Annotated in this window: 25 protein-coding genes; 5 read left to right on the top strand and 20 right to left on the bottom strand. The window is 40.6% G+C overall.

All coding sequences use genetic code 11. From position 1 onward, the window contains the following. Positions 1 to 30: 30 nt before the first annotated feature. Positions 31 to 645, bottom strand: a complete 615-nt coding sequence (locus tag STO1_RS03090) for a GyrI-like domain-containing protein (RefSeq protein ID WP_096421911.1) — start codon at positions 643 to 645, stop codon at positions 31 to 33. A 54-nt stretch (positions 646 to 699) separates the two neighbouring features. After that, the gene (locus STO1_RS03085) at positions 700 to 1,602 is read right to left on the bottom strand and encodes a helix-turn-helix transcriptional regulator (RefSeq protein WP_096421909.1); all 903 of its coding nucleotides are present in this window, start codon (positions 1,600 to 1,602) and stop codon (positions 700 to 702) included. Positions 1,603 to 1,778: 176 nt separating this feature from the next. On the opposite strand from STO1_RS03085, the gene STO1_RS03080 reads away from it, so the two are divergent. After that, positions 1,779 to 2,231, top strand: a complete 453-nt coding sequence (locus tag STO1_RS03080; protein WP_084851590.1) for an NUDIX hydrolase — start codon at positions 1,779 to 1,781, stop codon at positions 2,229 to 2,231. 58 nt (positions 2,232 to 2,289) lie between these two features. Beyond that, complete coding sequence (locus tag STO1_RS03075) at positions 2,290 to 2,589, top strand: DUF1827 family protein (RefSeq protein WP_000767205.1); 300 nt, start codon at positions 2,290 to 2,292, stop codon at positions 2,587 to 2,589. Between the two features lie 108 nt (positions 2,590 to 2,697). Here STO1_RS03075 and metK read toward each other — a convergent pair whose 3' ends face one another. From metK to STO1_RS02975, 18 genes are all read right to left on the bottom strand, one after another. Beyond that, complete coding sequence (metK, locus tag STO1_RS03070) at positions 2,698 to 3,891, bottom strand: methionine adenosyltransferase (RefSeq protein ID WP_096421907.1); 1,194 nt, start codon at positions 3,889 to 3,891, stop codon at positions 2,698 to 2,700. Positions 3,892 to 4,071: 180 nt separating this feature from the next. After that, positions 4,072 to 5,415, bottom strand: coding sequence for a DEAD/DEAH box helicase (locus tag STO1_RS03065; RefSeq protein ID WP_061588309.1), 1,344 nt, complete (start codon positions 5,413 to 5,415; stop codon positions 4,072 to 4,074). A gap of 103 nt (positions 5,416 to 5,518) precedes the next feature. Continuing rightward, positions 5,519 to 6,334, bottom strand: coding sequence for an endonuclease/exonuclease/phosphatase family protein (locus tag STO1_RS03060; RefSeq protein WP_096421905.1), 816 nt, complete (start codon positions 6,332 to 6,334; stop codon positions 5,519 to 5,521). 51 nt (positions 6,335 to 6,385) lie between these two features. Continuing rightward, a complete protein-coding gene (locus tag STO1_RS03055) occupies positions 6,386 to 8,572 on the bottom strand; it encodes a PTS transporter subunit IIBC (RefSeq protein WP_096421903.1) in 2,187 nt (728 codons plus the stop codon). Positions 8,573 to 8,790: 218 nt separating this feature from the next. Next, entirely contained in the window at positions 8,791 to 9,717 is a 927-nt protein-coding gene (gene ftsX / locus STO1_RS03050) for a permease-like cell division protein FtsX (RefSeq protein ID WP_000625557.1), read from the bottom strand. Next, the gene (gene ftsE, locus STO1_RS03045; RefSeq protein WP_000022271.1) at positions 9,710 to 10,402 is read right to left on the bottom strand and encodes a cell division ATP-binding protein FtsE; all 693 of its coding nucleotides are present in this window, start codon (positions 10,400 to 10,402) and stop codon (positions 9,710 to 9,712) included. The genes ftsX and ftsE overlap by 8 nt, the downstream gene beginning before the upstream one ends. A gap of 17 nt (positions 10,403 to 10,419) precedes the next feature. After that, positions 10,420 to 11,515, bottom strand: a protein-coding gene (gene prfB / locus STO1_RS03040; protein ID WP_096421901.1) for a peptide chain release factor 2 whose coding sequence is annotated in 2 segments (ribosomal slippage) — positions 10,420 to 11,442 and positions 11,444 to 11,515 — 1,095 coding nt in all. Because the reading frame shifts where the segments join, the coding sequence is not laid out codon by codon here. 110 nt (positions 11,516 to 11,625) lie between these two features. Continuing rightward, positions 11,626 to 12,282, bottom strand: coding sequence for a CBS domain-containing protein (locus tag STO1_RS03030; protein ID WP_000268646.1), 657 nt, complete (start codon positions 12,280 to 12,282; stop codon positions 11,626 to 11,628). A 340-nt stretch (positions 12,283 to 12,622) separates the two neighbouring features. Then, positions 12,623 to 13,333, bottom strand: coding sequence for an ABC transporter ATP-binding protein (locus tag STO1_RS03025; RefSeq protein WP_033584957.1), 711 nt, complete (start codon positions 13,331 to 13,333; stop codon positions 12,623 to 12,625). After that, entirely contained in the window at positions 13,333 to 14,097 is a 765-nt protein-coding gene (locus STO1_RS03020) for an ABC transporter ATP-binding protein (RefSeq protein ID WP_001186016.1), read from the bottom strand. The genes STO1_RS03025 and STO1_RS03020 overlap by 1 nt, the downstream gene beginning before the upstream one ends. Continuing rightward, on the bottom strand, positions 14,097 to 15,053 hold the full coding sequence (locus STO1_RS03015) for a branched-chain amino acid ABC transporter permease (protein ID WP_000856263.1): 957 nt from the start codon (positions 15,051 to 15,053) through the stop codon (positions 14,097 to 14,099). Before STO1_RS03015 ends, STO1_RS03020 begins: the two co-directional genes overlap by 1 nt. A gap of 3 nt (positions 15,054 to 15,056) precedes the next feature. Beyond that, positions 15,057 to 15,926 (bottom strand): branched-chain amino acid ABC transporter permease, encoded by an 870-nt coding sequence (locus tag STO1_RS03010; RefSeq protein ID WP_061588312.1) that lies wholly within the window; start codon positions 15,924 to 15,926, stop codon positions 15,057 to 15,059. A 120-nt stretch (positions 15,927 to 16,046) separates the two neighbouring features. Beyond that, positions 16,047 to 17,207: an ABC transporter substrate-binding protein gene (locus STO1_RS03005; RefSeq protein ID WP_061588313.1), complete on the bottom strand. Its 1,161-nt coding sequence runs from the start codon at positions 17,205 to 17,207 to the stop codon at positions 16,047 to 16,049. 88 nt (positions 17,208 to 17,295) lie between these two features. Then, on the bottom strand, positions 17,296 to 17,565 hold the full coding sequence (locus STO1_RS03000) for a YlbG family protein (protein ID WP_000462130.1): 270 nt from the start codon (positions 17,563 to 17,565) through the stop codon (positions 17,296 to 17,298). Positions 17,566 to 17,643: 78 nt separating this feature from the next. Beyond that, positions 17,644 to 18,234 carry an ATP-dependent Clp protease proteolytic subunit gene (locus STO1_RS02990; RefSeq protein ID WP_061588314.1) on the bottom strand — a complete coding sequence of 197 codons (591 nt, stop codon included), beginning with the start codon at positions 18,232 to 18,234 and terminating at the stop codon, positions 17,644 to 17,646. A 173-nt stretch (positions 18,235 to 18,407) separates the two neighbouring features. Next, entirely contained in the window at positions 18,408 to 19,037 is a 630-nt protein-coding gene (gene upp / locus STO1_RS02985; RefSeq protein ID WP_084939177.1) for a uracil phosphoribosyltransferase, read from the bottom strand. An 88-nt stretch (positions 19,038 to 19,125) separates the two neighbouring features. Next, the gene (locus STO1_RS02980) at positions 19,126 to 19,593 is read right to left on the bottom strand and encodes a deoxycytidylate deaminase (RefSeq protein ID WP_000136989.1); all 468 of its coding nucleotides are present in this window, start codon (positions 19,591 to 19,593) and stop codon (positions 19,126 to 19,128) included. 18 nt (positions 19,594 to 19,611) lie between these two features. Beyond that, the gene (locus tag STO1_RS02975; RefSeq protein ID WP_084939178.1) at positions 19,612 to 20,169 is read right to left on the bottom strand and encodes a TetR/AcrR family transcriptional regulator; all 558 of its coding nucleotides are present in this window, start codon (positions 20,167 to 20,169) and stop codon (positions 19,612 to 19,614) included. A gap of 124 nt (positions 20,170 to 20,293) precedes the next feature. On the opposite strand from STO1_RS02975, the gene STO1_RS02970 reads away from it, so the two are divergent. Genes STO1_RS02970 through STO1_RS02960 form a run of 3 tightly spaced genes read left to right on the top strand, consistent with a single transcriptional unit; the run spans position 20,294 to position 22,913 of the window. After that, a complete protein-coding gene (locus STO1_RS02970) occupies positions 20,294 to 21,139 on the top strand; it encodes a DegV family protein (protein WP_096421899.1) in 846 nt (281 codons plus the stop codon). Positions 21,140 to 21,196: 57 nt separating this feature from the next. Then, positions 21,197 to 22,378: an aminoacetone oxidase gene (locus tag STO1_RS02965; protein ID WP_096421897.1), complete on the top strand. Its 1,182-nt coding sequence runs from the start codon at positions 21,197 to 21,199 to the stop codon at positions 22,376 to 22,378. Positions 22,379 to 22,391: 13 nt separating this feature from the next. After that, the gene (locus tag STO1_RS02960; protein WP_084939179.1) at positions 22,392 to 22,913 is read left to right on the top strand and encodes a DUF1697 domain-containing protein; all 522 of its coding nucleotides are present in this window, start codon (positions 22,392 to 22,394) and stop codon (positions 22,911 to 22,913) included. Positions 22,914 to 22,920: the final 7 nt, after the last annotated feature.

Below are 22,920 nucleotides of genomic sequence, written 5' to 3'. Positions count from 1 at the left end.
GAACAGGAAACAAGATTTCCTGTTCTTTTTTTAATTCTCTTCTTGAACTTGATAGCGAAGAATTGTTTTCAATTTGCTTGGCTCCGTTCGATGAAGGTTATTGAGATAAATTTCTCGGTGGACTTCCGAAGTTCTTTTGAGTTTATGAAGTTGACAAAAATGCTCCATCTCTGCAAAAGTCTCATTTTCAGTATCAAAAGGTCCTACATGAATCATAGCAAGGCTTTTGCCTTCTTCTATCATTTCAAAACGAATAGCTTCATAAAGAAGATTTGGCTTCTTGATTTTGACCTCTTCCAAAGCTTTTTCAAATAGTTCTCTCGTAATAAAATCGGGTTGCCCAATCATAATGCTATAAGAAAGCTCACTTTTTACCAGTTCTCCCTCCTTCTCCTTTTTCCATACACCTTCTAAAGGAAAGACTGTAAAATCCGTGTAAACCTCATCCAGAGGAGCTTTTTTATACTTCATCTTTATCGCATAAGCTAAGGCATATAAGGCCCCTACGCGTTCTGAAAAATCTTCTTGATTTGGATCACCTTTACCATCAATCACGATATAGGATTGACCTGGCACCTGCAAGATGCTGGGCCTAGCTTTCACTTGATAAAGATCTTTCGCTTCTTTTCTCCATTCGTATTTCATTTGGTTCTTCTCCTTTCTATCTCTAGTATAGCACCAAAACCCTGACATCTTTTGTCAAGGTTTGTAAAGTTTTTGGATTTTTTCTACTCTAGAAAGCAATTCCTTCTTCAGATGATTGGGGGCGAGTATTTCCACTCCATCTAAATAAGACAGGAGGTAAGTATACATGCTTTCGTGGTCAGGTAGGACAGTCTTGACATAATAATATCCATCTTTCCCCAAGCTAATCTCATCTTCTGAAAAATCTTCATAAACCCGGAAAGCAAGATTGGGGCTAAACTTCAAGGAAACTTCGATTTGATGTGCCACTTGATCTGAACCATCAACGCAATCCAGCACATTTTTCTGCTTCACAGTTTCAGTTGTTAGGTGATAGTTCCTAATTCTAGACAATTTGAAAAAACGCCACTCTTCTTTCAAACAACAGTAGGCATGAAGATACCAATCTCTCTTTTTAAATATGAGTTTAAAAGGTTCAACTGTACGAACCGTTTTCTGACCACTCCCACCCAGATAAGTGACCACCAGTCGCCTCTTCTCTAGAATAGCTTGTTTGATGTTATCAAATAATTCTTTTTGACCTTCTCGCTTCCTCCAGTCAGTCAAGTCTACTTCTATCCAAGGGCTAGTAGAAACTTGAAAAATAGATTCCAACTTTTCAAGGAACAGGTCTTGCCTATCATCGGTCAGGGATTGAATCCCTTGCAAAGCTGACAGAAGTTCTAATTTTTCATCCTCCGATACGAGAGTACGATCCAGAACAAAGTCCTTCATTAAAAAGATTCCGCCCGCCTTTCCAGGTACTGAATATAGAGGGATTCCCGCCATACTCAACCGCTCAATATCGCGATAAATCGTTCGTACAGATACTTCAAATAATCGGGCTAATTCAGGAGCCGTTATGCTACCTTTTTCTAAAAGTAGATATAGGATACGAAATAGTCTTGATTCTGCCATAAAATCACCTCTCTTTTATTATACCAGTTATAGTGCTAGGGCTGGAAAGTTTAACGAGACAAGTATTGATCAAGACAAAGTAGCTATTTCTACACAAGTTCGTTGGTTTATTCTTGACAGCTAGCCCCTTGTCCATTATGATAATAATAAAGATACTAGATAATGAGGAAAATGCAATGGCAAACCCAACTTTTGGTGAAAAAAAAGAGAATGTGACCTACCAGTCCCGCTATGGTGTGTACGCAGTTATTCCGGATGCGGAGAAAAAACAAATTGTCCTAGTTCAAGCCCCCAATGGTGCTTGGTTCTTGCCAGGCGGAGAGATTGAAGCAGGCGAAGATCATCAAGAAGCACTGAAGAGAGAACTAATCGAAGAACTTGGCTTTACAGCTGAGATTGGAACCTATTATGGGCAAGCTGATGAGTATTTCTACTCTCGCCACCGTGATACCTACTACTACAATCCAGCTTATCTCTACGAAGCTATTTCTTTTCAAGAAGTACAAAAACCATTGGAAGATTTTAATCATATTGCTTGGTTTCCTATTGATGAAGCAATTGAAAAACTCAAACGCGGTAGCCATAAATGGGGAATTGAAGCTTGGAAAATCCAGCATGGAATTGGCTAAAATACACGATTTTATCCAAAAAGTGCTATAATAGAGTTAGAAAATCGGAGGAACTGTTATGAAGCTTATCAACACGACTAATTCACACTCGCAACTTGTTAAAAGCCAATTAGAAAGTACTGATGCAACTCTTGTCGAGGTCTATTCGGCCGGGAATACAGATGTGGTTTTCACACAAGCCCCACTTCACTATGAAATCCTCATTTCGAACAAACACCGTGCTATTCGTGAACCCGAAATTGAAACCATCCAAGACTTCTTCTTGAAACGTAAAATTGACAAAGGAAGCATCGATGAAGCCAATATCAAAACCCTCTATTCGGATAAATTGATTGAGATTTCAATCCCTATAAAATAAGAAAACCAGCTTAAAAGCTGGTTTTCACTTATAAAAAAGATTGGTAATACACAACTACCAATCTTTTTTATTATGTGACTATTAGTCCGTCTCGCACCTAACGGGTGGTTATGATTTCACAGCCTCTTTCAAAGCATCTACCTTATCCAAACGTTCCCATGGAAGATCGATATCTGTACGTCCCATGTGTCCATAGGCCGCTGTTTGACGATAAATTGGACGTTTAAGATCCAACATTCGGATAATTCCTGCAGGGCGAAGATCAAAGATTTGACGCGTTGCTTTTTCAAGTTTGCTTTCAGCTACTGTTCCTGTACCAAAGGTATCGATACGAACGGAAACTGGCTGCGCCACACCGATAGCGTAGGCCAATTGCACTTCTACTTTCTTAGCCAGACCCGCTGCCACGATATTCTTGGCAATGTAGCGAGCCGCATAAGAGGCTGAACGGTCCACCTTCGTCGCATCCTTACCAGAGAAGGCACCGCCACCATGACGAGAATAGCCACCATAGGTATCCACGATAATCTTACGACCAGTCAAACCTGAGTCTCCTTGAGGTCCACCAATTACAAAGCGGCCAGTCGGATTGATAAAGAATTTTGTTTGCTCATCCAAGTAAGAGGATGGAATAACTTCTTTGATGACCTTGTCAATCACATCTTTGTGGATTTGTTCATTAGTAGCTTCTGGGTCGTGCTGAGTTGAAATAACGACCGTGTCCACACGTACCGGACGGTCATTTTCATCATACTCAACTGTAACTTGTGATTTAGCATCTGGACGGAGATAGCTGATTTCACCAGACTTACGAAGTTCTGCCAAACGACGAACCAACTTGTGGCTAAGTGAGATTGGTAATGGCATGAGTTCTTCTGTCTCATCCACCGCAAATCCAAACATAAGACCTTGGTCCCCAGCACCAATCAAGTCAAGCGGATCTTGATCTGCATTCCCACGAACCTCCAAGGCTTCATTAACACCTTGGGCGATATCTGGTGACTGCTCAACAAGTGACGGATGAACTCCCACCGTCTCCGCAGAAAAACCATATTCTGCATTCGTATAACCAATCTCTGCAATGGTATCACGAACCACACGGTTGATATCCACATAAGCATTTGTAGAAATTTCACCAAAAACATGGACAGAACCAGTGTAGACAGCTGTCTCAGTAGCAACGTGCGCCTCTGGATCCTTTGCTAAAATAGCATCCAAAATCGCATCTGAAATTTGGTCTGCAATCTTATCTGGATGCCCCTCAGATACAGATTCAGACGTGAATAATTTACGTTCTGACATAAAAATGTCCCCCCTTAAAAAATATTGTTATAGAGTTACAAAGTACTGATAGAAATTTCTACCATCTTATCGGGACTATATAACCTTATCATTATACCACTTTTTACTCATTTTTGCATTCTTTTCGAAAATTTATAAAACGAAGGTACAAAAAGGAGCCATTCAGCTCCAATTTTGTTCTTAAAATGTTTGGCGTTTGGCTTTCCGCTCTGCACGGCCACGAGCACGATTTTCAGCACGCTTGGTTTTGCGACGTTTTTCATCCACTGCCCATTGAATCTTCTTCTTATAGCCTGGTTTGACTTTTTTCTTTTTCTTTTTAACCAAGCCAATCATTTCAATATCAAGCTTGTCCTGCTTCTTTTCACGATTGGCACGACGATCACGGTCATAGGTATCTTGAAACTCTCCGTCTTTGACCATCTTAGGAGTAAACTTGATTCCTAATTTCTCCAACTCACGGATATCCGAGTCATCACTAGGCTGGTAAAGGGTAATAGCCGTACCAGGCAGTCCGTTGCGCCCAGTTCGTCCAACTCGGTGAACAAAGAAGGACAAGTCTTGCGGAATGGCATCATTGATAACATGGCTGACACCTTCAATGTCAATTCCACGCGCCGCCAAGTCCGTTGCGACAATGTACTCAAAATCCAGATTTTTCACCTGATTCATGATTCGCTTGCGCTCGCGAGGGGCAATATCTCCATGAATCTTTGCTACCTTCAATCCTTGAGCAGTCAAGTAGGCATGTAACTCATCAGCACGCGTTTTTGTGTTAACAAAGATCATTGCCAAATAAGGCTGCATCAACTGAGTCAATTCATAAATCTGAGCATTCTTGTCGCGGCCCTTGGTCGAAATCAACCAGTTATCAATCGTATCTGAGATGACTGTCTTGGTCTTGATTTTTTCCATGACAGGATTTGACAAGTATTTTTTCAAGAACGGTTGCAATTTTTGTGGAATAGTTGCTGAAAAGACCATGAATTGCAAGTCTTTTGGAAGGCTACCTGCAATCTTATCAACGGTTTCCAAGAATCCCATATCCAAGGTCATATCGGCTTCATCGACGACAAAGGTCTTGGCCTTGTGAATAGCCAAATCACCAGATTTGACTAAGTCATAGATACGACCTGGAGTCCCGATGACAATGTGGGGCTGATTGCTCGCGAGCTTATCAATCTGACGAGCCTTGTCCGTACCACCCACATAGTTGACCACACGGACTTCGACATCTGAGTGGGCTGCAATCTGACGAGCCGCTTGGTAGATCTGAGTAGCTAACTCACGACTTGGAGCAGTAATCACTGCTTGCACATTATCACTTGTTTCATCCAGTTGCTGGAAAATCGGTAGGAGGAAAGTGTGAGTCTTTCCTGAACCTGTTTTTGATTCCCCTACCAAGTCACGACCTGCCAAGACAATAGGAATCAACTTTTCCTGAACTTCGGTAGGAGTCGTAAACTTCAACTCCTCCAATGCCTTTTCTATATAGTTTTTAAACTGAAATTTCGTAAATGACATATTATCCTCGATTCTATTCATCTAACCATTATACCATATTTTAAACATTTTCAGTAGTCCAGTTCGAGAATCAAAAAATGAAAGGAATTACTTCCTTTCATTTTTATTTCCAGTTTAAAATAGCATTCAAACCATAGTGGTCACTGACTTGTGGATCATTTTGACCATCAAAAACTACATGCAAACTTTCTACTTCTAAGTCTTTTGTCGTAAAGACATAGTCGATTCGTAGCGGCTCGGTATTGCCTTTCCAGCCATCAATTTCTGGTGGAACGGTATAGCTACCACTTCTTTCTTTCGCAACTTCAAATGCGTCTTGTAATCCTAATGGACTAGCTAAAATCGCTTGATAGCCTTCCTGACCAGCTGGATTATTAAAATCACCTGCTAAAATCAAAGGTTTGTTCAACTCTTTTAGTACAGCCTCAAATCGTGCCCATTCTTCTTGGAAACCTTTATCCCACCAAGAGAGATGGACACTTGCAAGAGCAAGCTCCTTACCTTCAACTTCTGTCTCCGCCAAGGCAACACGGCGAGTATGGTAGTCCGTTGGATCATCTACATCTGACACTAAAATCTCACGCGCCTTAATCGGTGTTTTGGATAAGATGGCTACACCTTCATGGTAGCGGTCATAGCCGATATGATTGTAAGCCCAAGTCCAGTAGTAGTTTTTCCCTTTCTCAGCCAATTTTTCAACCAGGAGTCGTACATAGTGGTCCTGATGAATAGGTTCTGCTGATGGTAAAGCTTGATAGTGATTGTTAACCTCTACCTCAGGCGAACTCATTTCTTGATTAATTTCTTGAAAACAGATCAAATCATAATCTTTGTCAAGAATATCTTGGAGCAAGAGCTGGAATTTTTCCTCTGCTTCTTTTTCCATCCAACTATGAGTATTGAGTGTTAAAAATTTCATGCTTTTCTCCTAAAACAAGAGGTTGGAAAACAGCTTCCAACCTCGAGTATATTACAATTCTACTTTAGCAACTGCTGTTTTAGCTGCAAGAGAACCTGTTTGTTCTAATTTAACTGATTTGATAGCATCACCATTTGTAAAGACAACCACTGTTGATGTTTCACGACCTGCTGCACGGATAGCATCCAAGTCAGCTGTCACAAGAAGGTCACCAGCAGCCACTTTTTGTCCTTCAGAAACGTGAACAGTAAATGGTTTTCCTTCAAGACTTACAGTATCCAAACCAATATGAACAAGTACTTCAAGACCTGATTCAGTAACAAGTCCAAGTGCATGTTTTGTTGGGAAGATACTTGATACAGTACCTGTAACTGGAGATACAATGTTTCCATTTGCTGGTTCTACTGCAAAACCATCACCCATCATTTTTTGAGCAAAGACTGGATCTTTCACTTGTTCCAAGGCAATAACTTGACCATCAGCTACTGAGTAAACTTCCTCAGTTACACCTTTAAAGTGTACAGTATTCTTTTGAGCTTCTGTCATTTGGCTTGGAAGAGTTTCAGGAATTACTTCACCTGAGTCAAGGATATCTTGGATATCAGATTTCAATACGTCAGCTTTTGGTCCGTAGATAGCTTGGACACCTTGTCCTTTCATGACAAGCCCCATAGCGCCTTCTGCTTTCCATTGTTCCTCAGTACCAACACGATCTGCATCCTTAACAGTTACACGAAGACGAGTCATACATGCATCTACATCTACGATGTTTGCACGACCACCAAGAAGGTTAATGATATTTACAGCTTGAGAAGCCGCTGCAACTTTTGTTTCTCCTGGAGCTGCATCTTCTGATGCTCCTTCAGCAGTTTCATAGTTTCCGTTACGTCCTGGAGTTGCATAGTTGAATTTCTTAATCATGAAGTTGGCAATGAAGTACATGATGACTGCAAAGAGGACAGTTACCCAGATAAAGTTAATGATATCCATACCAAGACCAGCGTTGATAGCTAGCGGAGTACGAGTCAAGAATTCAATTGAACCGAATGAGTGCACACGAAGGTGAACAATATCCGCCATAGCAAAGGCAGCACCTTGAACAAGAGCATACACTAGGTAAAGAGGTGTTGCGATAAACATAAACATATACTCGATAGGTTCAGTAACCCCTGTCAAGAATGTTGCAAGGGCTGTCGCAATCATCATACCCTTGTATTGGTGTTTCTTGTCAGCATCAACATTGCGGTAGATAGCAACGATGACACCCATCAAGATACCAAATGAACCAATCATTTGTCCAACTTTGAAACGAGCTGGGTGAACAGTATCTAACAAGTGTTGGTATTGACTAGCATCAGTACCTTTAAGGTTTACAAGGTCTGTTACCCATGCAAGCCATAGTGGGTCTTGACCGAATACTTGAGTACCTTTAGCTGCACCAGTTAAAATGTCATAAGTACCACCAAGAGCTGTATAGTTCATTGGGATAGTCAACATGTGGTGAAGACCAAATGGCAAGAGCAAACGTTCCAAAGTACCATACAAGAATGGTGCAAGAACAGGTGCTGTTTCTTGTGAATTGGCAATCCAGATACCAAAGTTGTTGATACCTGTTTGAACAACTGGCCAGAAAGCTGCAAGCACAATTGCTGCAATAGCTGAACGAAGGATGACAACGAATGGTACGAAGCGTTTCCCATTGAAGAATGAAAGCGCATCAGGAAGTTTACGGTAGTTGTAGTATTTGTTAAAGGCAGTTGCCCCTACAAAACCAGAGATAATCCCTACAAAAACACCCATGTTCAATGCTGGTGCTTCAAGAACACTGATGAAGTAATCAGAAACTTTGATTGAGCCTCCAAAGAGAGTAGTGACCATAGCCTCAGGGTTTTTCAGCATATCACTTGTAACTCCAAAGATAGTACCAGTGATACGGTTGATTAAGATAAAGGCAAGTCCTGCTGCAAAAGCACCGCCTGCACGTTCTTTAGCCCAGCTACCACCGATAGCAAGAGCAAACAAAATATGAAGGTTACCGATAACTCCCCAACCGATTTGCTCAAGAATTCCACCTGTAATAACAAGTGGGGCAAGATTTGGGTCAATCAATGCAAGCGACTTACCGATTGAAATCATCAATCCAGCCGCTGGCATAACAGCGATAACCACCATCAATGCCTTACCGAATTTTTGCCAAAATTCGAAAGACAAGACATTTTTGAATGTAGCTTTCATCATTCAAATCTCCTTTATTTTATTTAGGCAAACGTTTTACGAAAACGTTTGCACTTATTTATAATTCAATTATACCACTTTATTTTTTTTTGTAAAGGCTTTTATAAAAAAATTGTCTACTTTTTTTAATTTTTAGAAGAAAAAAGAGAAGTTTACGAAAACTTCTCTTTTAAAAATGTATCATTTTTCTGATTTGTTCTGCAATTTGCATTTATATCCAATTAGATTTTCAAGAATCGACGCATCGAAATTCCTGAACCAATTGAACCAATGAAAATTCCGATTACAAATAGTAGAACTGTCATCAAAGGGACAAACACATCTGGCGTAATCATTGATAAGTTTTGACCTACCAAGGATTTATTGACCGATTGATAAACGATATTGTAAACAAAGAATACAAGAACTGAGGGAATCGCTGCGCCAAGCAAGCCAATAAAAGCACCTTCTAGCAAGAATGGGCCACGGATATAACCATTTCTCGCTCCAACAAGACGCATGATCTGAATCTCACGACTACGTGAAATAATGGTAATACGGATGGTATTGGAAATGAGGAAGACTGCGATAAAAATCAAGAGTCCTGCAATAACCAATCCCCAAACACGGATAAAGGAAGCCAGTTCGAAAAGTCGTTGAGTGTTGGCTCCACCATCTTGAACTTCTGATACTCCCTCAATTTTCTTCGCTTCTTCAGCTACTGTTTTAACATCACTTGGAGAATTTGTATCGACGATATAGGCATCATAGAGAGGATTTGCATCCCCTTCAAAGACCTTCCAATCGTCACCCATGGTTTCCGTCAGTTTCTCGTATTGTTCTTCTTTACTTGAGAAGGTAACACTTTTTACAGCAGGCATCGCCTTCAAAGCATCATAGACCTTGTGGTAGTCATTATTGGTAACTGTCTGACCTTCTTTTTCAATCGTTTCACTGTTATCTGCTACATCCTTACGAATGTAGACCATAACACGAACGTTGTTTTCAATATCGGTAGCCAGTTTTGCTGTATTAAAAATTACAGATGCAAACAAGGCAACGAGTGTTAAGGTAATCATAACCGAACTCACTGCTGCTACTGTCATCCAGCCATTTCGTTTTAAACTTTTTAATGATTCAAATAAATGGCGAAAAAATCTACTAATCATCGTATCCATATTCTCCTTTAGCTTCGTCACGAACGACACGGCCGTTTTCAATGGCAATGACACGGTGGCGCAAGGTATTTACGATTTGGCTGTTGTGGGTCGCCATCAAAACAGTTGTACCTTGAAGATTGATGCGTTCCAACAGATTCATAATTTCCCACGAATTATCTGGGTCCAAGTTTCCTGTTGGTTCATCAGCAATCAATACTTTAGGATTGTTTACAATCGCACGGGCAATCGCAATCCGTTGCTGTTCTCCACCTGAGAGTTCATTCGGGAAAGAACGAACCTTGTGTTTTAAACCTACTAGGTCCAATACTTCCATAACACGTTTTTTGATGTTACGGCGATTCTCTCCGATAACTTCCATTGCGTAGGCAATATTCTCATAAACCGTTTTCTTAGGCAAGAGTTTGTAATCTTGAAAGACAACCCCGACACTACGACGTAGAAGCGGGATATCTTTCTTCTTGATTTTAACTAGATTAAAGCCTGCAACTGATAGGCTTCCTTTTTCGATCTTTACTTCTCGGTATAAAGCTCGAATAAAGGTTGACTTACCTGCCCCAGAAGGTCCTACGATATAGGCAAACTCTCCTGGTTCAATGGTAACAGAGACACCACGCAGGGCAGTCGTTCCATTGTCATACTTTTTGACAACATCTCTCATTTCAATGATTGACATATGAGTTCCTTTCTTTCTTAGCTAATTCGCCACTTGAGGTAGGCATCGATGAAACCATCAAGGTCTCCATCCATAACCTTATCTACTTGGGAAACTTCAAAGCTTGTACGGTGATCTTTTACCATAGTATAAGGTGTGAAGACATAAGAACGAATCTGACTTCCCCATGTAATTTCTTTTTTCTCACCTTTGAGGGAATCAACTTCCGCAGCTTTCTTTTCTTGCTCCATCTGATAGAGTTTAGCCTGCAACATCTTCATGGCACGATCTCTATTTCCATACTGGGTACGATCGACCGTTGATTGGACGACAGTTCCCGTAGGAATGTGTGTCAAACGCACACCTGTTGAAACTTTATTGACGTTTTGTCCACCAGCACCACCTGAACGGAAGGTATCCATTTTGATATCATCTTCACGAATTTCCACTTCGATAGTATCATCCAGCTCAGGCATAACCTCTACGGATGTAAATGAAGTATGGCGACGTTTGGCAGAGTCAAATGGTGAAATACGGACCAAACGGTGAACACCCATTTCTGATTTAAGTAGGCCGTATGCATTGGGACCTTCAAAAGACAAGGTCACAGATTTGATACCCGCTTCATCACCAGCCTGGTAATCCAAGACTTCTACTTTAAAGCCTTTGGCATTTCCATAACGAGTGTACATCCTGAGCAACATATCGCCCCAGTCCTGAGCCTCAGTACCACCAGATCCTGGATGAATTTCCAAGATGGCATTATTATGGTCATAAGGTTCTGACAAGAGAAGAGTCATCTCGTAGTTGGTCATCATCTTATCCAGTTCTGTCAACTGTTCGACCAGTTCATCATGGACTGACTCGTCTTCTGCTAAAAAGTCCAACAAAATCTCAACTTCATCCTGCAACTCTTCCATTTTACGGAAGGTGTTGTAGGTATTTTTTAATTCATTTAATTCTTGCGACGTTTTTTGGGCCGCGATATTATCGTTCCAAAAATCAGGTTCTGTCATCTTGTTTTCCAAGATGGCAATCTCTTCCTCTAAGCCTTCGAGGTCAAAGAGACCCCCTGAAAGAAGCTAATTTTTCACGATTTGCGTCAATTTTTTGACGAATTTCTGAAATGTCCATAGATACTCCTTTTCATATCGTTTTATTATACCATAATCTCTCATTTCTTTCCATATTTTGCTTTTCGCCGCTTTTTGTGGCAGAAAAAAAGAGGCCCTAAAGCCTCTGGTTTAAAGGACTTTGGCAGAGGTATGAGTGATCTCCTCCACTTGAATTCCTTCTTTTTCAAACTTATCCTTTAATGAAGTCAAATCGATTTTTCCATCAATTTGAACTTCAATGACGACCTTCCCATCCTTACGCGGAATATTAACTGTGTGCGAGATATTTAGATTTTCTTCTACGATTAGAGCTACAATTTTTCCCAGTACTCCGACTTCATTTTCTGTAATGAAACGAACACGAATACCCTCTTCTCCGTATCCGGCGATTTCCAAGAAAGCCTGAAAAACATCGCGGTCTGTAATGACACCGTAGACCTGATGATTGTCTACGACTGGTAATATCCCAATTTTATTTTTCAGCATCAGATAGGTTGCATCTTCTAGACTAGCATAGCCAGAAACAGTCACGACATCTCGAATCATGACATCTTTTACTTTGGTTTTATTCAGAAGATAATTCATCTCATAGATAGAGAGACTGGTTGCTTTAGATGGGCTGGCTTCCGCAATGGTTCCTTCTGTTACCAATCCGACTAATTGATCGTTTTCGATAACAGGTAAACGGTGCAAACCTTGCTCGCGCATCAAATCTGCTGCGTGTGCTACAGTCGTATCTGGACTGATATAAACTACCTTACGGGTCATGAAATCTTTAACTGCCATGAGACTTCTCCTTCTATATTGCTACTTTTATTATACACTTTCTTAGAAAATCTATCAAACGCTTTCAGCTTTTTTCAAAACACTAAAAAATCTAATCTCTTTACAAAAAAGAGCTCTGGTTTCGAGCTCTCTGAATGAGGGATTAGCAATCCTCATTCGGTTTTATTTCATCACTTAGAAGATCTCTTTACAATCCTTATATGCCGACTAAAAAGGTCCCCCGGACTATATTGATGATTACTTCGTAATCTCCATCTGCAACCTAAACTAGTCTCCCAGACTAGAGGAGAATTGCTTGCGCAGTCCTTATCTGCCGACTAAAACAATCCACTGGATTGTTTTAGCCACCTAGGTATGCTTTTCTAACTTCTTCTGATGAGGCAAGTTCTTTTCCTGTTCCTGATAGGACAATCTTTCCTGTTTCAAGGACATAACCTCGGTCAGAGATAGCAAGGGCCTTGTTAGCGTTCTGTTCAATTAGGAGAACCGTTGTTCCTTGCTTCTGAATATCTTGAATGATATCAAAAATTTCTTGGATAAAGATTGGGGCAAGTCCCATTGACGGCTCATCCAAGAGAAGGAGCTTAGGTGTAGACATGAGAGCGCGTCCCATAGCAAGCATCTGCTGTTCACCACCTGAAAGAGTTGCCGCATCTTGGTTTTTACGCTCTTCCAGACGAGGGAAGCGTGAGAAAACTTTTTTCAAGTTGGCTTGATTTTCTTCACGATTTTTCTTCAAGAAAGCTCCCATTTCTAGATTTTCCATAACAGTCAAGCCTGGAAAAACATGGCGTCCCTCAGGAACTTGTGAGAGGCCACCTGCCACGATTTTTTGCGCTGGCAACTTTTGAATTTCTTTTCCTAAAAACTGAATTTTACCAGCACTTGGGCGAACCAAACCTGAAAGGGTACGAAGAATGGTTGTTTTACCAGCACCATTGGCACCGATAAGGGAAACAACTTCTCCTTCATTAACCTCGAAACTCACATCACGAACTGCTTGGATCATACCATAATGTACAGAGAGGTTTTCAACTTTTAACATAGGCATTAGGCTTCACCTCCTAGATAAGCTTCGATAACACGTTTATTCGTCTTAATTTCGTCAGGAGTTCCCTGAGCAATCAAACGACCATATTCCAGAACATAGATACGCTCAGTGACTTCCATAACCAAATTCATGTCGTGTTCGATGAGCATGATGGTAATTTTAAATTCGTCTTTGATACGGCGAATCAGTTCTGTCAATTCAGCTGTTTCTTGAGGATTCATCCCAGCTGCCGGTTCATCCAAAAAGAGGATTTTAGGTTCAGTTGCCAGAGCACGAACGATTTCTAATCGACGTTGTTGGCCATAGGCCAGATTCTTAGCAAGAGTATCTGCGTCGCCATCCAAATCAAAAATCTTCAGCAAGTCCAAAGCTTTGCTTTTTAATTCTTCCTCATTCTTATAAAAAGCTGGTAGGCGTAGGAAGCTCGCAAGGACATGTTGTTTATGATGATTGCTAAATGCAATCAAAACATTTTCCAAAACTGTCAAGTCCTTGAACAAACGAATATTTTGGAAAGTACGACTGAGACCAAGTGACGCAATCTTATAGGGAGTTTTCCCATTTAGGAGGTGACCATCTAATGTGACAGTACCTTCGCTTGGTTCATAAACACCGGTCAAGAGATTGAAAAGGGTTGTTTTACCAGCCCCGTTTGGTCCAATCAGACCAACCAATTCTCCCTCGTTCAATTCAAGAGTGACATCTCCAACAGCTGTTAGACCGCCAAAATGTTTGGTTAACTGTTTAACTTCAAGTAATGCCATTAGTTTTGTCCCTCCTTCTTAGATTTTTTAAAGAAACGTGATAGACTCAATTCCCATGTTCCAAGAAGTCCACCTGGTCTGAAAATCATCACCAATACAAGAGCTAAAGCATATATGATCATACGTACGCTAGCCACATCTTGAAGGAGCATATTTAAAATTCCCAAAACAATCGCAGAAACGATCGTACCTGTAATAGAACCAAGTCCACCAAATACTACGATAATCAACACATTGATAGAATTAATAAAGGTGTAATCTTTTGGTACAACAGATCCGATAAAACCAGCCTGAAGTGAACCAGCAATACTTGCTGTAATGGCACCAAAGACAAAAGCGATTATTTTGATCTTTGTGGTATTTACCCCAACAGACTCCGCAGCAATCTCATCCTCACGAACAGATAGAGTAGAGCGTCCAATCGGACTACGTAAGAAGTTGAGGGTTGCAATAGTTGTGATAATCACAAAAAGGTAAACCATTTGCCAAGTTGTGAAGTTAGGGATACCCAAGATACCAGCAGCACCGTTGGTCAAACTTCCACCATTAATGATAAAGATACGAATGATTTCTGAAACACCTAGTGTCGCGACGGCCAGATAGTCCCCCTTCAAGCGTAGAGTTGGAATTCCAACGAGCAAAGCTACTGCACCAGAAATCAAGGCTCCCAAGACCATTGCTCCAAAGAAAGCACCATAGGTTGGTGATTTTGAGCCAATAATCGCTGCTGCATAAGCCCCAATCGCCATAAAACCAGCATGTCCAAGTGAGAATTGTCCTGAAAAACCAACAATTAAGTTCAAACCTACTGCAAGGATGATATTAATCCCAATTTGTTCTAAAATTTGGACATGGAATAGATTGAGAACACCAGCAGAAACTAGTACACTAATCAATCCATAACCCGCTAATAGAAGGAATAACCAGAGAATATTTACTTTAAGATTTGTCTTCATTGTTTACACCTTCTCTTTCACATTCTTACCAAGGATACCTGCAGGGCGGACAATCAAAATTAACAACAAGATTCCATAAACAATGGCATCACGGAAGTCTGACATCCCAAAGGCTGTCGCAAAGGTTTCCAATAGACCAATTACAAAGCCACCAAGAGCCGCACCAGGAATAATCCCGATACCACCGAGTACAGCTGCAACGAATGATTTTAGACCTGGAGTCACACCCATCAAAGGGTCAAGAGAGTTGTAGTAAAGGGCAATGAGGACACCTGCTGCACCAGCAAGAGCTGAACCCAAAGCAAAGGTAAAGCTGATTGTTCGATTTACATTAATTCCCATCAATTGAGCTGCATCGCTATCTACGGATACCGCACGCATGGCTTTCCCCATTTTTGTTTTTTGGACGATCAATTGCAATAGAACCATTAACAATATAGAAACTGCTAAAATCATCAATTGAACATTTGTCAAGCTAATTGGCCCAAAATCATAGCGAACTGTTTGAATGACTTGAGGAAAGGCGCGAGTATTGGCACCTACTAGATAAACCATTCCGTATTCTAGTAAGAAGGACACTCCGATGGCAGTAATCAATACGGCAATACGTGTAGAGTGTCGCAAAGGACGGTAGGCAAGAAATTCAATTACAACACCAAGTAGTGCGGTTCCTGCCATTGAAATAATCAAAGCTAAAAAGAAATCCATTTGGAAGGAATTAATCAAAAAGTAACCAATAAAGGCACCTATCATATAGATATCACCATGGGCGAAGTTGATGAGTTTGATAATTCCATAAACCATGGTATAACCCAGAGCCAAAAGTGCATAAACACTACCCAGAATTAAACCATTCACAAGCTGTTGGAGCATAGCATTCACTCTTTTCTATTGTTATTTTTTAGAAAATTTTCATCATTTTCACAAGTTCATAAACACCGAAACAGGGAGTGAGTCAACGGCTCATTCCCCATTCCAAGTACTATTCTAATGTCATGGTTTTACAACTTCTGCTGCTTCTACTTTACCATTGTTCATGGTCATCATGTAAGCAGTTTTCACTGTATTGTGGTCAGCATCAAAGCTCGTTTGACCAGTTACACCATCAAAATCTTTTGTTTTAGCAAGGTTATCCTTGATTTCACCTGAGTTTTTAGCACCTTTTGCAGCATTGGCTACTAGGTAAACTGAGTCATAAGCCAAGGCTGAGAAGGTTGAAGGTTCTTCATTGTATTTAGCACGATATGCCTCAAGGAAGGCTTTAGCTTTTTCAGAAACATCAACTGTAGTTGAGAATCCTGAGATGAAGTAAATGTTTGATGCTTTTTCAGCTGTTGCTTGTTGAACAAATTCTTCACCGTTAAATCCATCACCACCAACGATTGGTTTATCAATTCCCATACCACGAGCTTGGTTTACAATTTTACCTGCTTCTGTGTAGTAACCTGGAACAACGATAGCGTCAAAGTCTTTCCCTTTCATTTTAGTAAGGGCTGCTTGAAAGTCTGTATCACCTGCTACAAACGTTTCATCTGCTACAATCTCACCCTTGTAGGCTTCACGGAAAGATTTAGCAATACCTTTAGCATAGTCACTAGCATTGTCAGTATAAAGAACAACCTTCTTAGCATTCAACTTGTTTGTTACATAGTTAGAAATAATCTTCCCTTGGAAGCTATCTTGGAATGTTCCGATAAATAGGTAATCTTGACCTTTTGTCAATCCATCTTGAGTAGCACTTGGTGAGATCAATGGCACTCCAGCTTTGGTAGCGTTAGCTACAGCTGCGGCAGTTGCACCAGATGTTGCAGGTCCTACAATAGCTGCTACTTTTGATTGGGTTACAAGGTTCGTTGTAACAGAAGCTGCTTCAGCAGTTTCTGACTTGTTGTCTTTGTCTACAACTTCGATTTGTTTTCCATCGATACCACCTGCTGCATTGATTTCATCAACGGCAAGTTGAGCTCCTTTTTGTTCAGATGTTCCGTAGGCTGCTACGGCACCTGTTTCTTCAAAGTTAAATCCGATTTTAATTGTCTTTTCATCGACTGAGTTACCAGCAGCGTTTGAGGCTCCTGATTTGACCTCTCCACAAGCGGCGAGAAGGGCTACGCTAGCAAGGGCCACAAAAGATAGGGCAAATTTTTTCTTCATTTTTTATCTCCTTATAATATTGTTCCAAAATAGTATGTTAAGAATATACCGAATTATCAGAAAATTGTCAACCTTTTTATTCACTTTTTTAAATGATAACGTTTTCTTCGTTTCGATAGAGATTGCCAACGAAGGGAGTTTCTAACTCTTGAATGTGACACCGTCTAATTTTCTTGATAAATCTTTCCTTACCTAATCTCTCTACTAAGTCATCTAACTCCTCAGTTGGAACATAGAGCTGCAAGTAACGATGCTTCTTAGAATGGTAACAGATGTCACCGTATTCCTGAAGTTTCTTTGCATCCCGATTATAGTAAAGATAGATGATTAATCCTGATCGATTGACCTTTTCAAACATGATAAATCCTCTTTCTAAGAAATCTTCTCCTATTATATCAAAAAAAGCAAACCCCGTCGAGTTTGCTTTTTAGCTTGGTTAGCTCAAAGAATTGTTGACCATGATTTCATCAATAAAACCATACTCAAGTGTTTCTTGGGCGCTCATCCAGTAATCACGTTCTGCGTCTACATGAATTTGCTCAACTGTTTTACCAGAGTTATCTGCAAGAATTTGCTCCAAAGTCTTACGAGTTTTAAGCAAGTGCTCTGCAGCGATTGCCATATCGGTTTGTTGGGTACCACCACCTGTACCACCCATTGGTTGGTGAATCATGTACTCTGCATTTGGAAGCATGAAACGTTTGCCTTTTGCTCCACTTGATGCAATGATAGTCCCCATTGAGGCCGCCATCCCCATCACGATGGTTTGGACATCTGCCCTGATAAAGTTCATGGTATCAACGATTGCCAAACCAGCTGAAACAGAACCACCCGGAGTATTTACATAAAGGTAAATATCTTTTGTACTGTCTTGGGCATCCAAGAAGAGCAATTGGGCGATAACGGAGTTGGCCATGTTGTCTTCAACTGGTCCAGTCAACATGATGATACGATCTTTTAGTAAACGTGAGTAAATATCATAGGAACGTTCTCCACGGCTTGTTTGTTCAATAACTACAGGAATCATTCATTTCTCCTTTTAATGTTAAATTTTCTTAGTCATACGACTCAATACAGAACTATTATATCTCTTTGGTCAAAAAAGGTCAAATTTTTGCTCTATTCTCTAAACAGAAACAAAAACTCAACCTCCTTTCAAGTCAAAAACGAACTTCTAGTTTCAATATTTACTTTGGGATTTTATTTGGTACCGAACAAGCGGTCTCCAGCATCTCCAAGACCTGGAACGATATAACCGTGTTCGTTCAAGCGTTCATCCAAGGCCGCAGTAAAAATTTCTACATCTGGGTGTGCTTCTTGAAGGGCTTTCACTCCTTCTGGAGCAGATACTAGGCAGACAAACTTGATATTGGATGCGCCACGTTTTTTAAGCGAATCTACAGCCAAGATTGCTGAGCCACCTGTTGCAAGCATTGGGTCAACGACAAAGATTTGACGTTGGTCAATATCTTCAGGCAATTTCACCAAGTATTCAACTGGTTGAAGGGTTTCTTCATTACGGTACATACCGATGTGTCCAACTTTTGCTGCTGGAACCAGATTCAAGAGACCATCTACCATCCCGATACCTGCACGCAAGATTGGGACAATCGCCAATTTTTTACCAGCCAATTGTTTTTGAACTGTTTTTGTGATTGGTGTTTCGATTTCCACATCTTCAAGTGGAAGATCACGAAGTACTTCATATCCCATCAACATTGCAATCTCATCTACTAGCTCACGAAAAGCTTTTGTAGAAGTGTCTGTACGACGCAAGATTGACAATTTGTGTTGAATGAGTGGATGATTAATGACTTCAATTTTTCCCATTTTCTGAGTTCCTTCTTTCAATTTATTCTTCTTATTATATCAAAAAACGGTTTAAAAAGCTGTCTAAACCATTTATTTTAATTAATTTTTAAATCAAATCTGCCTCTTGGAGAGCTGTCTGAACAGTCTCTAATGGTAAATGGGTTAGCTCGGTCCCTTTTTCTTGATAGAGGTATTTGGCATAGTCATCCATTCGGTACTGGTTAATATAAACCACGCGCTTGCAACCAACCTGTAGCAGTTGTTTGGTGCAGTTCAGACAAGGGAAATGGGTCACATAGGCTGTAAAACCTCTGGGAACACCTCGTTCGGCCCCTTGTAAGATGGCATTGACCTCGGCGTGAAGGGTTCGGACACAGTGACCTTCAATGACTAAACATTCATGGTCAATACAGTGCTCCGTTCCTGATACGGAACCATTGTAGCCTGTTGAAATGACCTTATTGTCCTTGACTAGGACAGCTCCCACCTTGGCACGTTTGCAGGTCGAACGATTGGCAATCAGTAAAGCCTGGGCTGCAAAGTACTCATCCCAAGCCAGTCTTTTTTCTGTCATAAGTCTTCTCCTTATCCCCTATTTTTTGAAAAATGGCAAGCGTAAATCTGCAATCTTTTCAGCTGGAACCTTCATGCCATCTTTGATCCATTTGAGCAGAACCGATACGATGGCAGAACTCCAAAAGGAATGAAGGTAGCTGCTAACTCCTTTTGACTTTCCGTGGTATTTTTCTAGAAATTCCTGCATGGCTTGGACAAAAATCTTTTCCAAATGATAGTCCAGAGCAAGTTGGATAACCTTGGCTTCTTTCTTGGCTGCGCGGAAAAGGTGAACCCAAACCAAATAAAGGTCCGTTTTAACATCGTAGTGGCTGAGCTGTTCCATGATATTATGGACACTGCGTTTAAAGACACTTTCCAAAATCTCTTCTTTAGAGTCATAGTTACGATAGAAGGCGGCGCGAGAGACACCTGCCCTCTTGACCAACTCTGAAATACTAATCTTTGCCAAGTCCTTTTTCTCTAGAAGTTGCAAAAGAGCAGTCTCAATCGCTTCTCTGGTCAAGAAATTGGATTCTTGATTTGATTTTCTGAGATTTTCAAGAGATTTTTCGGATATTTTACGTTCATACATAACAATTTCTTTCTACTTGTGACAACAGAGAGGTGGTACTTTTGTTTCAAGGGCTTTCATGATATAATTGTAAAAAAAGACAGAACCTTTGTCAATGTATAAGTGACAAAGATGGAGAATTTCTATGACGTGGAAGATTGTAGCTGACTCTGGTTGTGATTATCGTCAACTGGCAACTCCTGCTATTGATACTGAATTTGTTAGTGTTCCTTTGACCATTCAAGTATCTGATCAGGTCTTTATAGATGATGCCAATCTCAACATTGACCACATGATGCGAACCATGTATGCAACTTCTGAGGCTTCAAAATCTGCCTGTCCTAGTCCGGATGATTACTTGCGTGCATTTGAAGATGCCAAGCATATCTTTGTCGTTACCATTACTGGTACTCTTTCTGGTAGCCATAATAGTGCACAGCTCGCTAAAAATATCTACCTTGAAGAACATCCTGACACTCAGATTCATGTTATTGATAGTTTATCTGCGGGTGGGGAAGTTGACTTGATTGTCGAAAAAATCAATGAATTGATTGATCAAGGACTTTCTTATGAGGAGATTGTTGAAGCTATCACAGCCTACCAAGAAAAAACAAAGTTGCTCTTTGTCCTTGCTAAGGTCGATAACTTGGTTAAAAATGGCCGTTTGAGCAAACTTATCGGTACAGTTGTTGGTCTTCTCAACATCCGTATGGTCGGGGAAGCAAGTGAAACTGGAACCTTAGAACTGCTCCAAAAAGCTCGTGGATCCAAAAAATCCCTTCAAGCAGCCTATGAAGAACTCATCAAAGCTGGCTACGCTGGTGGCCGTATCGTCATGGCGCATCGCAGCAATGAAAAATTCTGTCAACAATTGTCAGAACGCTTGATCCAAACCTTCCCACAAGCCAATATCAAAATTCTCCCAACCTCTGGTCTTTGCAGTTTTTATGCAGAAGATAGCGGTTTGTTGATGGGATATGAAATCAACTAAGATTATTAGCAACAAGAGATGCCAAGCATCTCTTGTTTTTTGTGGTACAATAAATCTATGAAACATTTTGATACTATTGTCATCGGTGGAGGGCCTGCTGGTATGATGGCTACGATTTCCAGTAGCTTTTATGGTCAGAAAACCCTTCTCATCGAAAAAAATCGGAAACTCGGAAAAAAATTAGCTGGTACAGGTGGTGGTCGTTGCAATGTAACTAACAATGGAAGTCTAGATGACCTACTAGCTGGCATCCCTGGAAATGGACGCTTTCTATACAGTGTCTTTTCCCAGTTTGATAACCATGATATCATCAACTTTTTCACGGAAAACGGTGTTAAACTAAAGGTTGAGGACCACGGCCGTGTCTTTCCTGCTACTGACAAATCTCGGACCATTATCGAAGCCTTGGAGAAGAAAATCATTGAACTTGGTGGGCAAATTGCTACTCAAACAGAGATTGTTTCGGTTAAAAAGATAGACGACCATTTTGTCCTTAAGTCCGCAGACCAAAGCTTCACTTGTGATAAGCTGATTGTTACAACAGGTGGCAAATCTTATCCTTCGACTGGTTCGACTGGTTTTGGTCACGAGATTGCCCGTCATTTTAAGCACACCATTACAGAGCTTGAGGCAGCTGAAAGTCCTTTATTGACAGATCTTCCACATAAGGCCTTGCAGGGAATTTCGCTGGATGATGTGACCTTAAGCTATGGCAAGCATGTCATCACTCATGATCTACTCTTTACCCACTTTGGTTTGTCCGGCCCTGCTGCCCTACGTATGTCTAGCTTTGTCAAGGGCGGAGAGGTTCTCTCACTCGATGTTTTGCCTCAACTTTCTGAGAAGGACTTGGCTGCATTTCTAGAAGAGAATCGGGAAAAATCCTTGAAAAATGCTTTAAAAACCTTGCTTCCGGAACGCTTGGCAGAATTTTTGGTGCAAGGCTATCCTGAAAAAGTCAAACAACTGACTGAAAAGGAACGCGAACAACTTCTCCAGTCCATCAAGGCTCTCAAAATCCCTGTGACTGGAAAAATGTCTCTTGCCAAGTCCTTTGTCACCAAAGGCGGTGTCAGTCTCAAGGAAATCAATCCCAAAACTCTGGAAAGTAAGCTGGTACCTGGTCTCCACTTTGCAGGCGAGGTACTGGATATCAATGCCCACACGGGTGGCTTTAACATCACTTCTGCCCTCTGCACCGGCTGGGTGGCAGGCTCAAATCCAATAAGTACCAAATAAGAAAGGAAGCCCTTTGGAACATATTATTTTACTAAGAGGCGTTACTCCTAATGGAAAAAATGCTATCCCGAAAATGTCTTATTTGGTAGATATTTTGACAGAAACTGGGTTTCAACACGTCCGAACCTATATTCAAAGTGGAAATATCATTCTTGAAAGTGACTTAACCCTAGAAGAAATACGAGAACAGGTTCATGCTCTAATAAAGAATAAAATTGGTGCTGACTTAAAAATGATAATCAAGAATAAAAGTGATTTTACAAAAATTGTCCAAGAAAACCCGTTTGGAGAACACTATCTTTATGACCGTATACACGTGATTTTTTATCAAGAATCTATTCAAAGTCTCCCTTTAGAAAAATTAAAAATTGATCACGGTGAAGAAGAAATTTGTATCGGTAACCATTGTCTTTACCTCTATCTCCCTAGAACTGCAAAACGAAAAAAGCTCAATACCAACTATCTTGAAAAGCTATTTGGCGTTGATCTGACCATGCGAAAACTGAATGTAGTAGAAAAATTACTAACAAAATAAGTGAAAG

Source organism: Streptococcus oralis subsp. tigurinus, from assembly GCF_002356415.1.
In the GTDB taxonomy this organism is placed as follows: Bacteria; Bacillota; Bacilli; order Lactobacillales; family Streptococcaceae; genus Streptococcus; species Streptococcus oralis_F.
Note: the sequence above shows the minus strand (reverse complement) of the source record. Positions and strands in the feature narration are given on the sequence as shown.

Excerpts from the sequence above, each read along its gene's own strand:
- STO1_RS03090 (WP_096421911.1), bottom strand. The coding sequence starts at position 645 with ATGAAATACGAATGGAGAAAAGAAGCGAAAGATCTTTATCAAGTGAAA.
- STO1_RS03085 (WP_096421909.1), bottom strand. The coding sequence starts at position 1,602 with ATGGCAGAATCAAGACTATTTCGTATCCTATATCTACTTTTAGAAAAA.
- STO1_RS03080 (WP_084851590.1), top strand. The coding sequence starts at position 1,779 with ATGGCAAACCCAACTTTTGGTGAAAAAAAAGAGAATGTGACCTACCAG.
- STO1_RS03075 (WP_000767205.1), top strand. The coding sequence starts at position 2,290 with ATGAAGCTTATCAACACGACTAATTCACACTCGCAACTTGTTAAAAGC.
- metK (WP_096421907.1), bottom strand. The coding sequence starts at position 3,891 with ATGTCAGAACGTAAATTATTCACGTCTGAATCTGTATCTGAGGGGCAT.
- STO1_RS03065 (WP_061588309.1), bottom strand. The coding sequence starts at position 5,415 with ATGTCATTTACGAAATTTCAGTTTAAAAACTATATAGAAAAGGCATTG.
- STO1_RS03060 (WP_096421905.1), bottom strand. The coding sequence starts at position 6,334 with ATGAAATTTTTAACACTCAATACTCATAGTTGGATGGAAAAAGAAGCA.
- STO1_RS03055 (WP_096421903.1), bottom strand. The coding sequence starts at position 8,572 with ATGATGAAAGCTACATTCAAAAATGTCTTGTCTTTCGAATTTTGGCAA.
- ftsX (WP_000625557.1), bottom strand. The coding sequence starts at position 9,717 with ATGATTAGTAGATTTTTTCGCCATTTATTTGAATCATTAAAAAGTTTA.
- ftsE (WP_000022271.1), bottom strand. The coding sequence starts at position 10,402 with ATGTCAATCATTGAAATGAGAGATGTTGTCAAAAAGTATGACAATGGA.
- STO1_RS03030 (WP_000268646.1), bottom strand. The coding sequence starts at position 12,282 with ATGGCAGTTAAAGATTTCATGACCCGTAAGGTAGTTTATATCAGTCCA.
- STO1_RS03025 (WP_033584957.1), bottom strand. The coding sequence starts at position 13,333 with ATGCCTATGTTAAAAGTTGAAAACCTCTCTGTACATTATGGTATGATC.
- STO1_RS03020 (WP_001186016.1), bottom strand. The coding sequence starts at position 14,097 with ATGGCATTACTTGAAGTTAAACAGTTAACCAAACATTTTGGCGGTCTA.
- STO1_RS03015 (WP_000856263.1), bottom strand. The coding sequence starts at position 15,053 with ATGAAGACAAATCTTAAAGTAAATATTCTCTGGTTATTCCTTCTATTA.
- STO1_RS03010 (WP_061588312.1), bottom strand. The coding sequence starts at position 15,926 with ATGCTCCAACAGCTTGTGAATGGTTTAATTCTGGGTAGTGTTTATGCA.
- STO1_RS03005 (WP_061588313.1), bottom strand. The coding sequence starts at position 17,207 with ATGAAGAAAAAATTTGCCCTATCTTTTGTGGCCCTTGCTAGCGTAGCC.
- STO1_RS03000 (WP_000462130.1), bottom strand. The coding sequence starts at position 17,565 with ATGTTTGAAAAGGTCAATCGATCAGGATTAATCATCTATCTTTACTAT.
- STO1_RS02990 (WP_061588314.1), bottom strand. The coding sequence starts at position 18,234 with ATGATTCCTGTAGTTATTGAACAAACAAGCCGTGGAGAACGTTCCTAT.
- upp (WP_084939177.1), bottom strand. The coding sequence starts at position 19,037 with ATGGGAAAAATTGAAGTCATTAATCATCCACTCATTCAACACAAATTG.
- STO1_RS02980 (WP_000136989.1), bottom strand. The coding sequence starts at position 19,593 with ATGACAGAAAAAAGACTGGCTTGGGATGAGTACTTTGCAGCCCAGGCT.
- STO1_RS02975 (WP_084939178.1), bottom strand. The coding sequence starts at position 20,169 with ATGTATGAACGTAAAATATCCGAAAAATCTCTTGAAAATCTCAGAAAA.
- STO1_RS02970 (WP_096421899.1), top strand. The coding sequence starts at position 20,294 with ATGACGTGGAAGATTGTAGCTGACTCTGGTTGTGATTATCGTCAACTG.
- STO1_RS02965 (WP_096421897.1), top strand. The coding sequence starts at position 21,197 with ATGAAACATTTTGATACTATTGTCATCGGTGGAGGGCCTGCTGGTATG.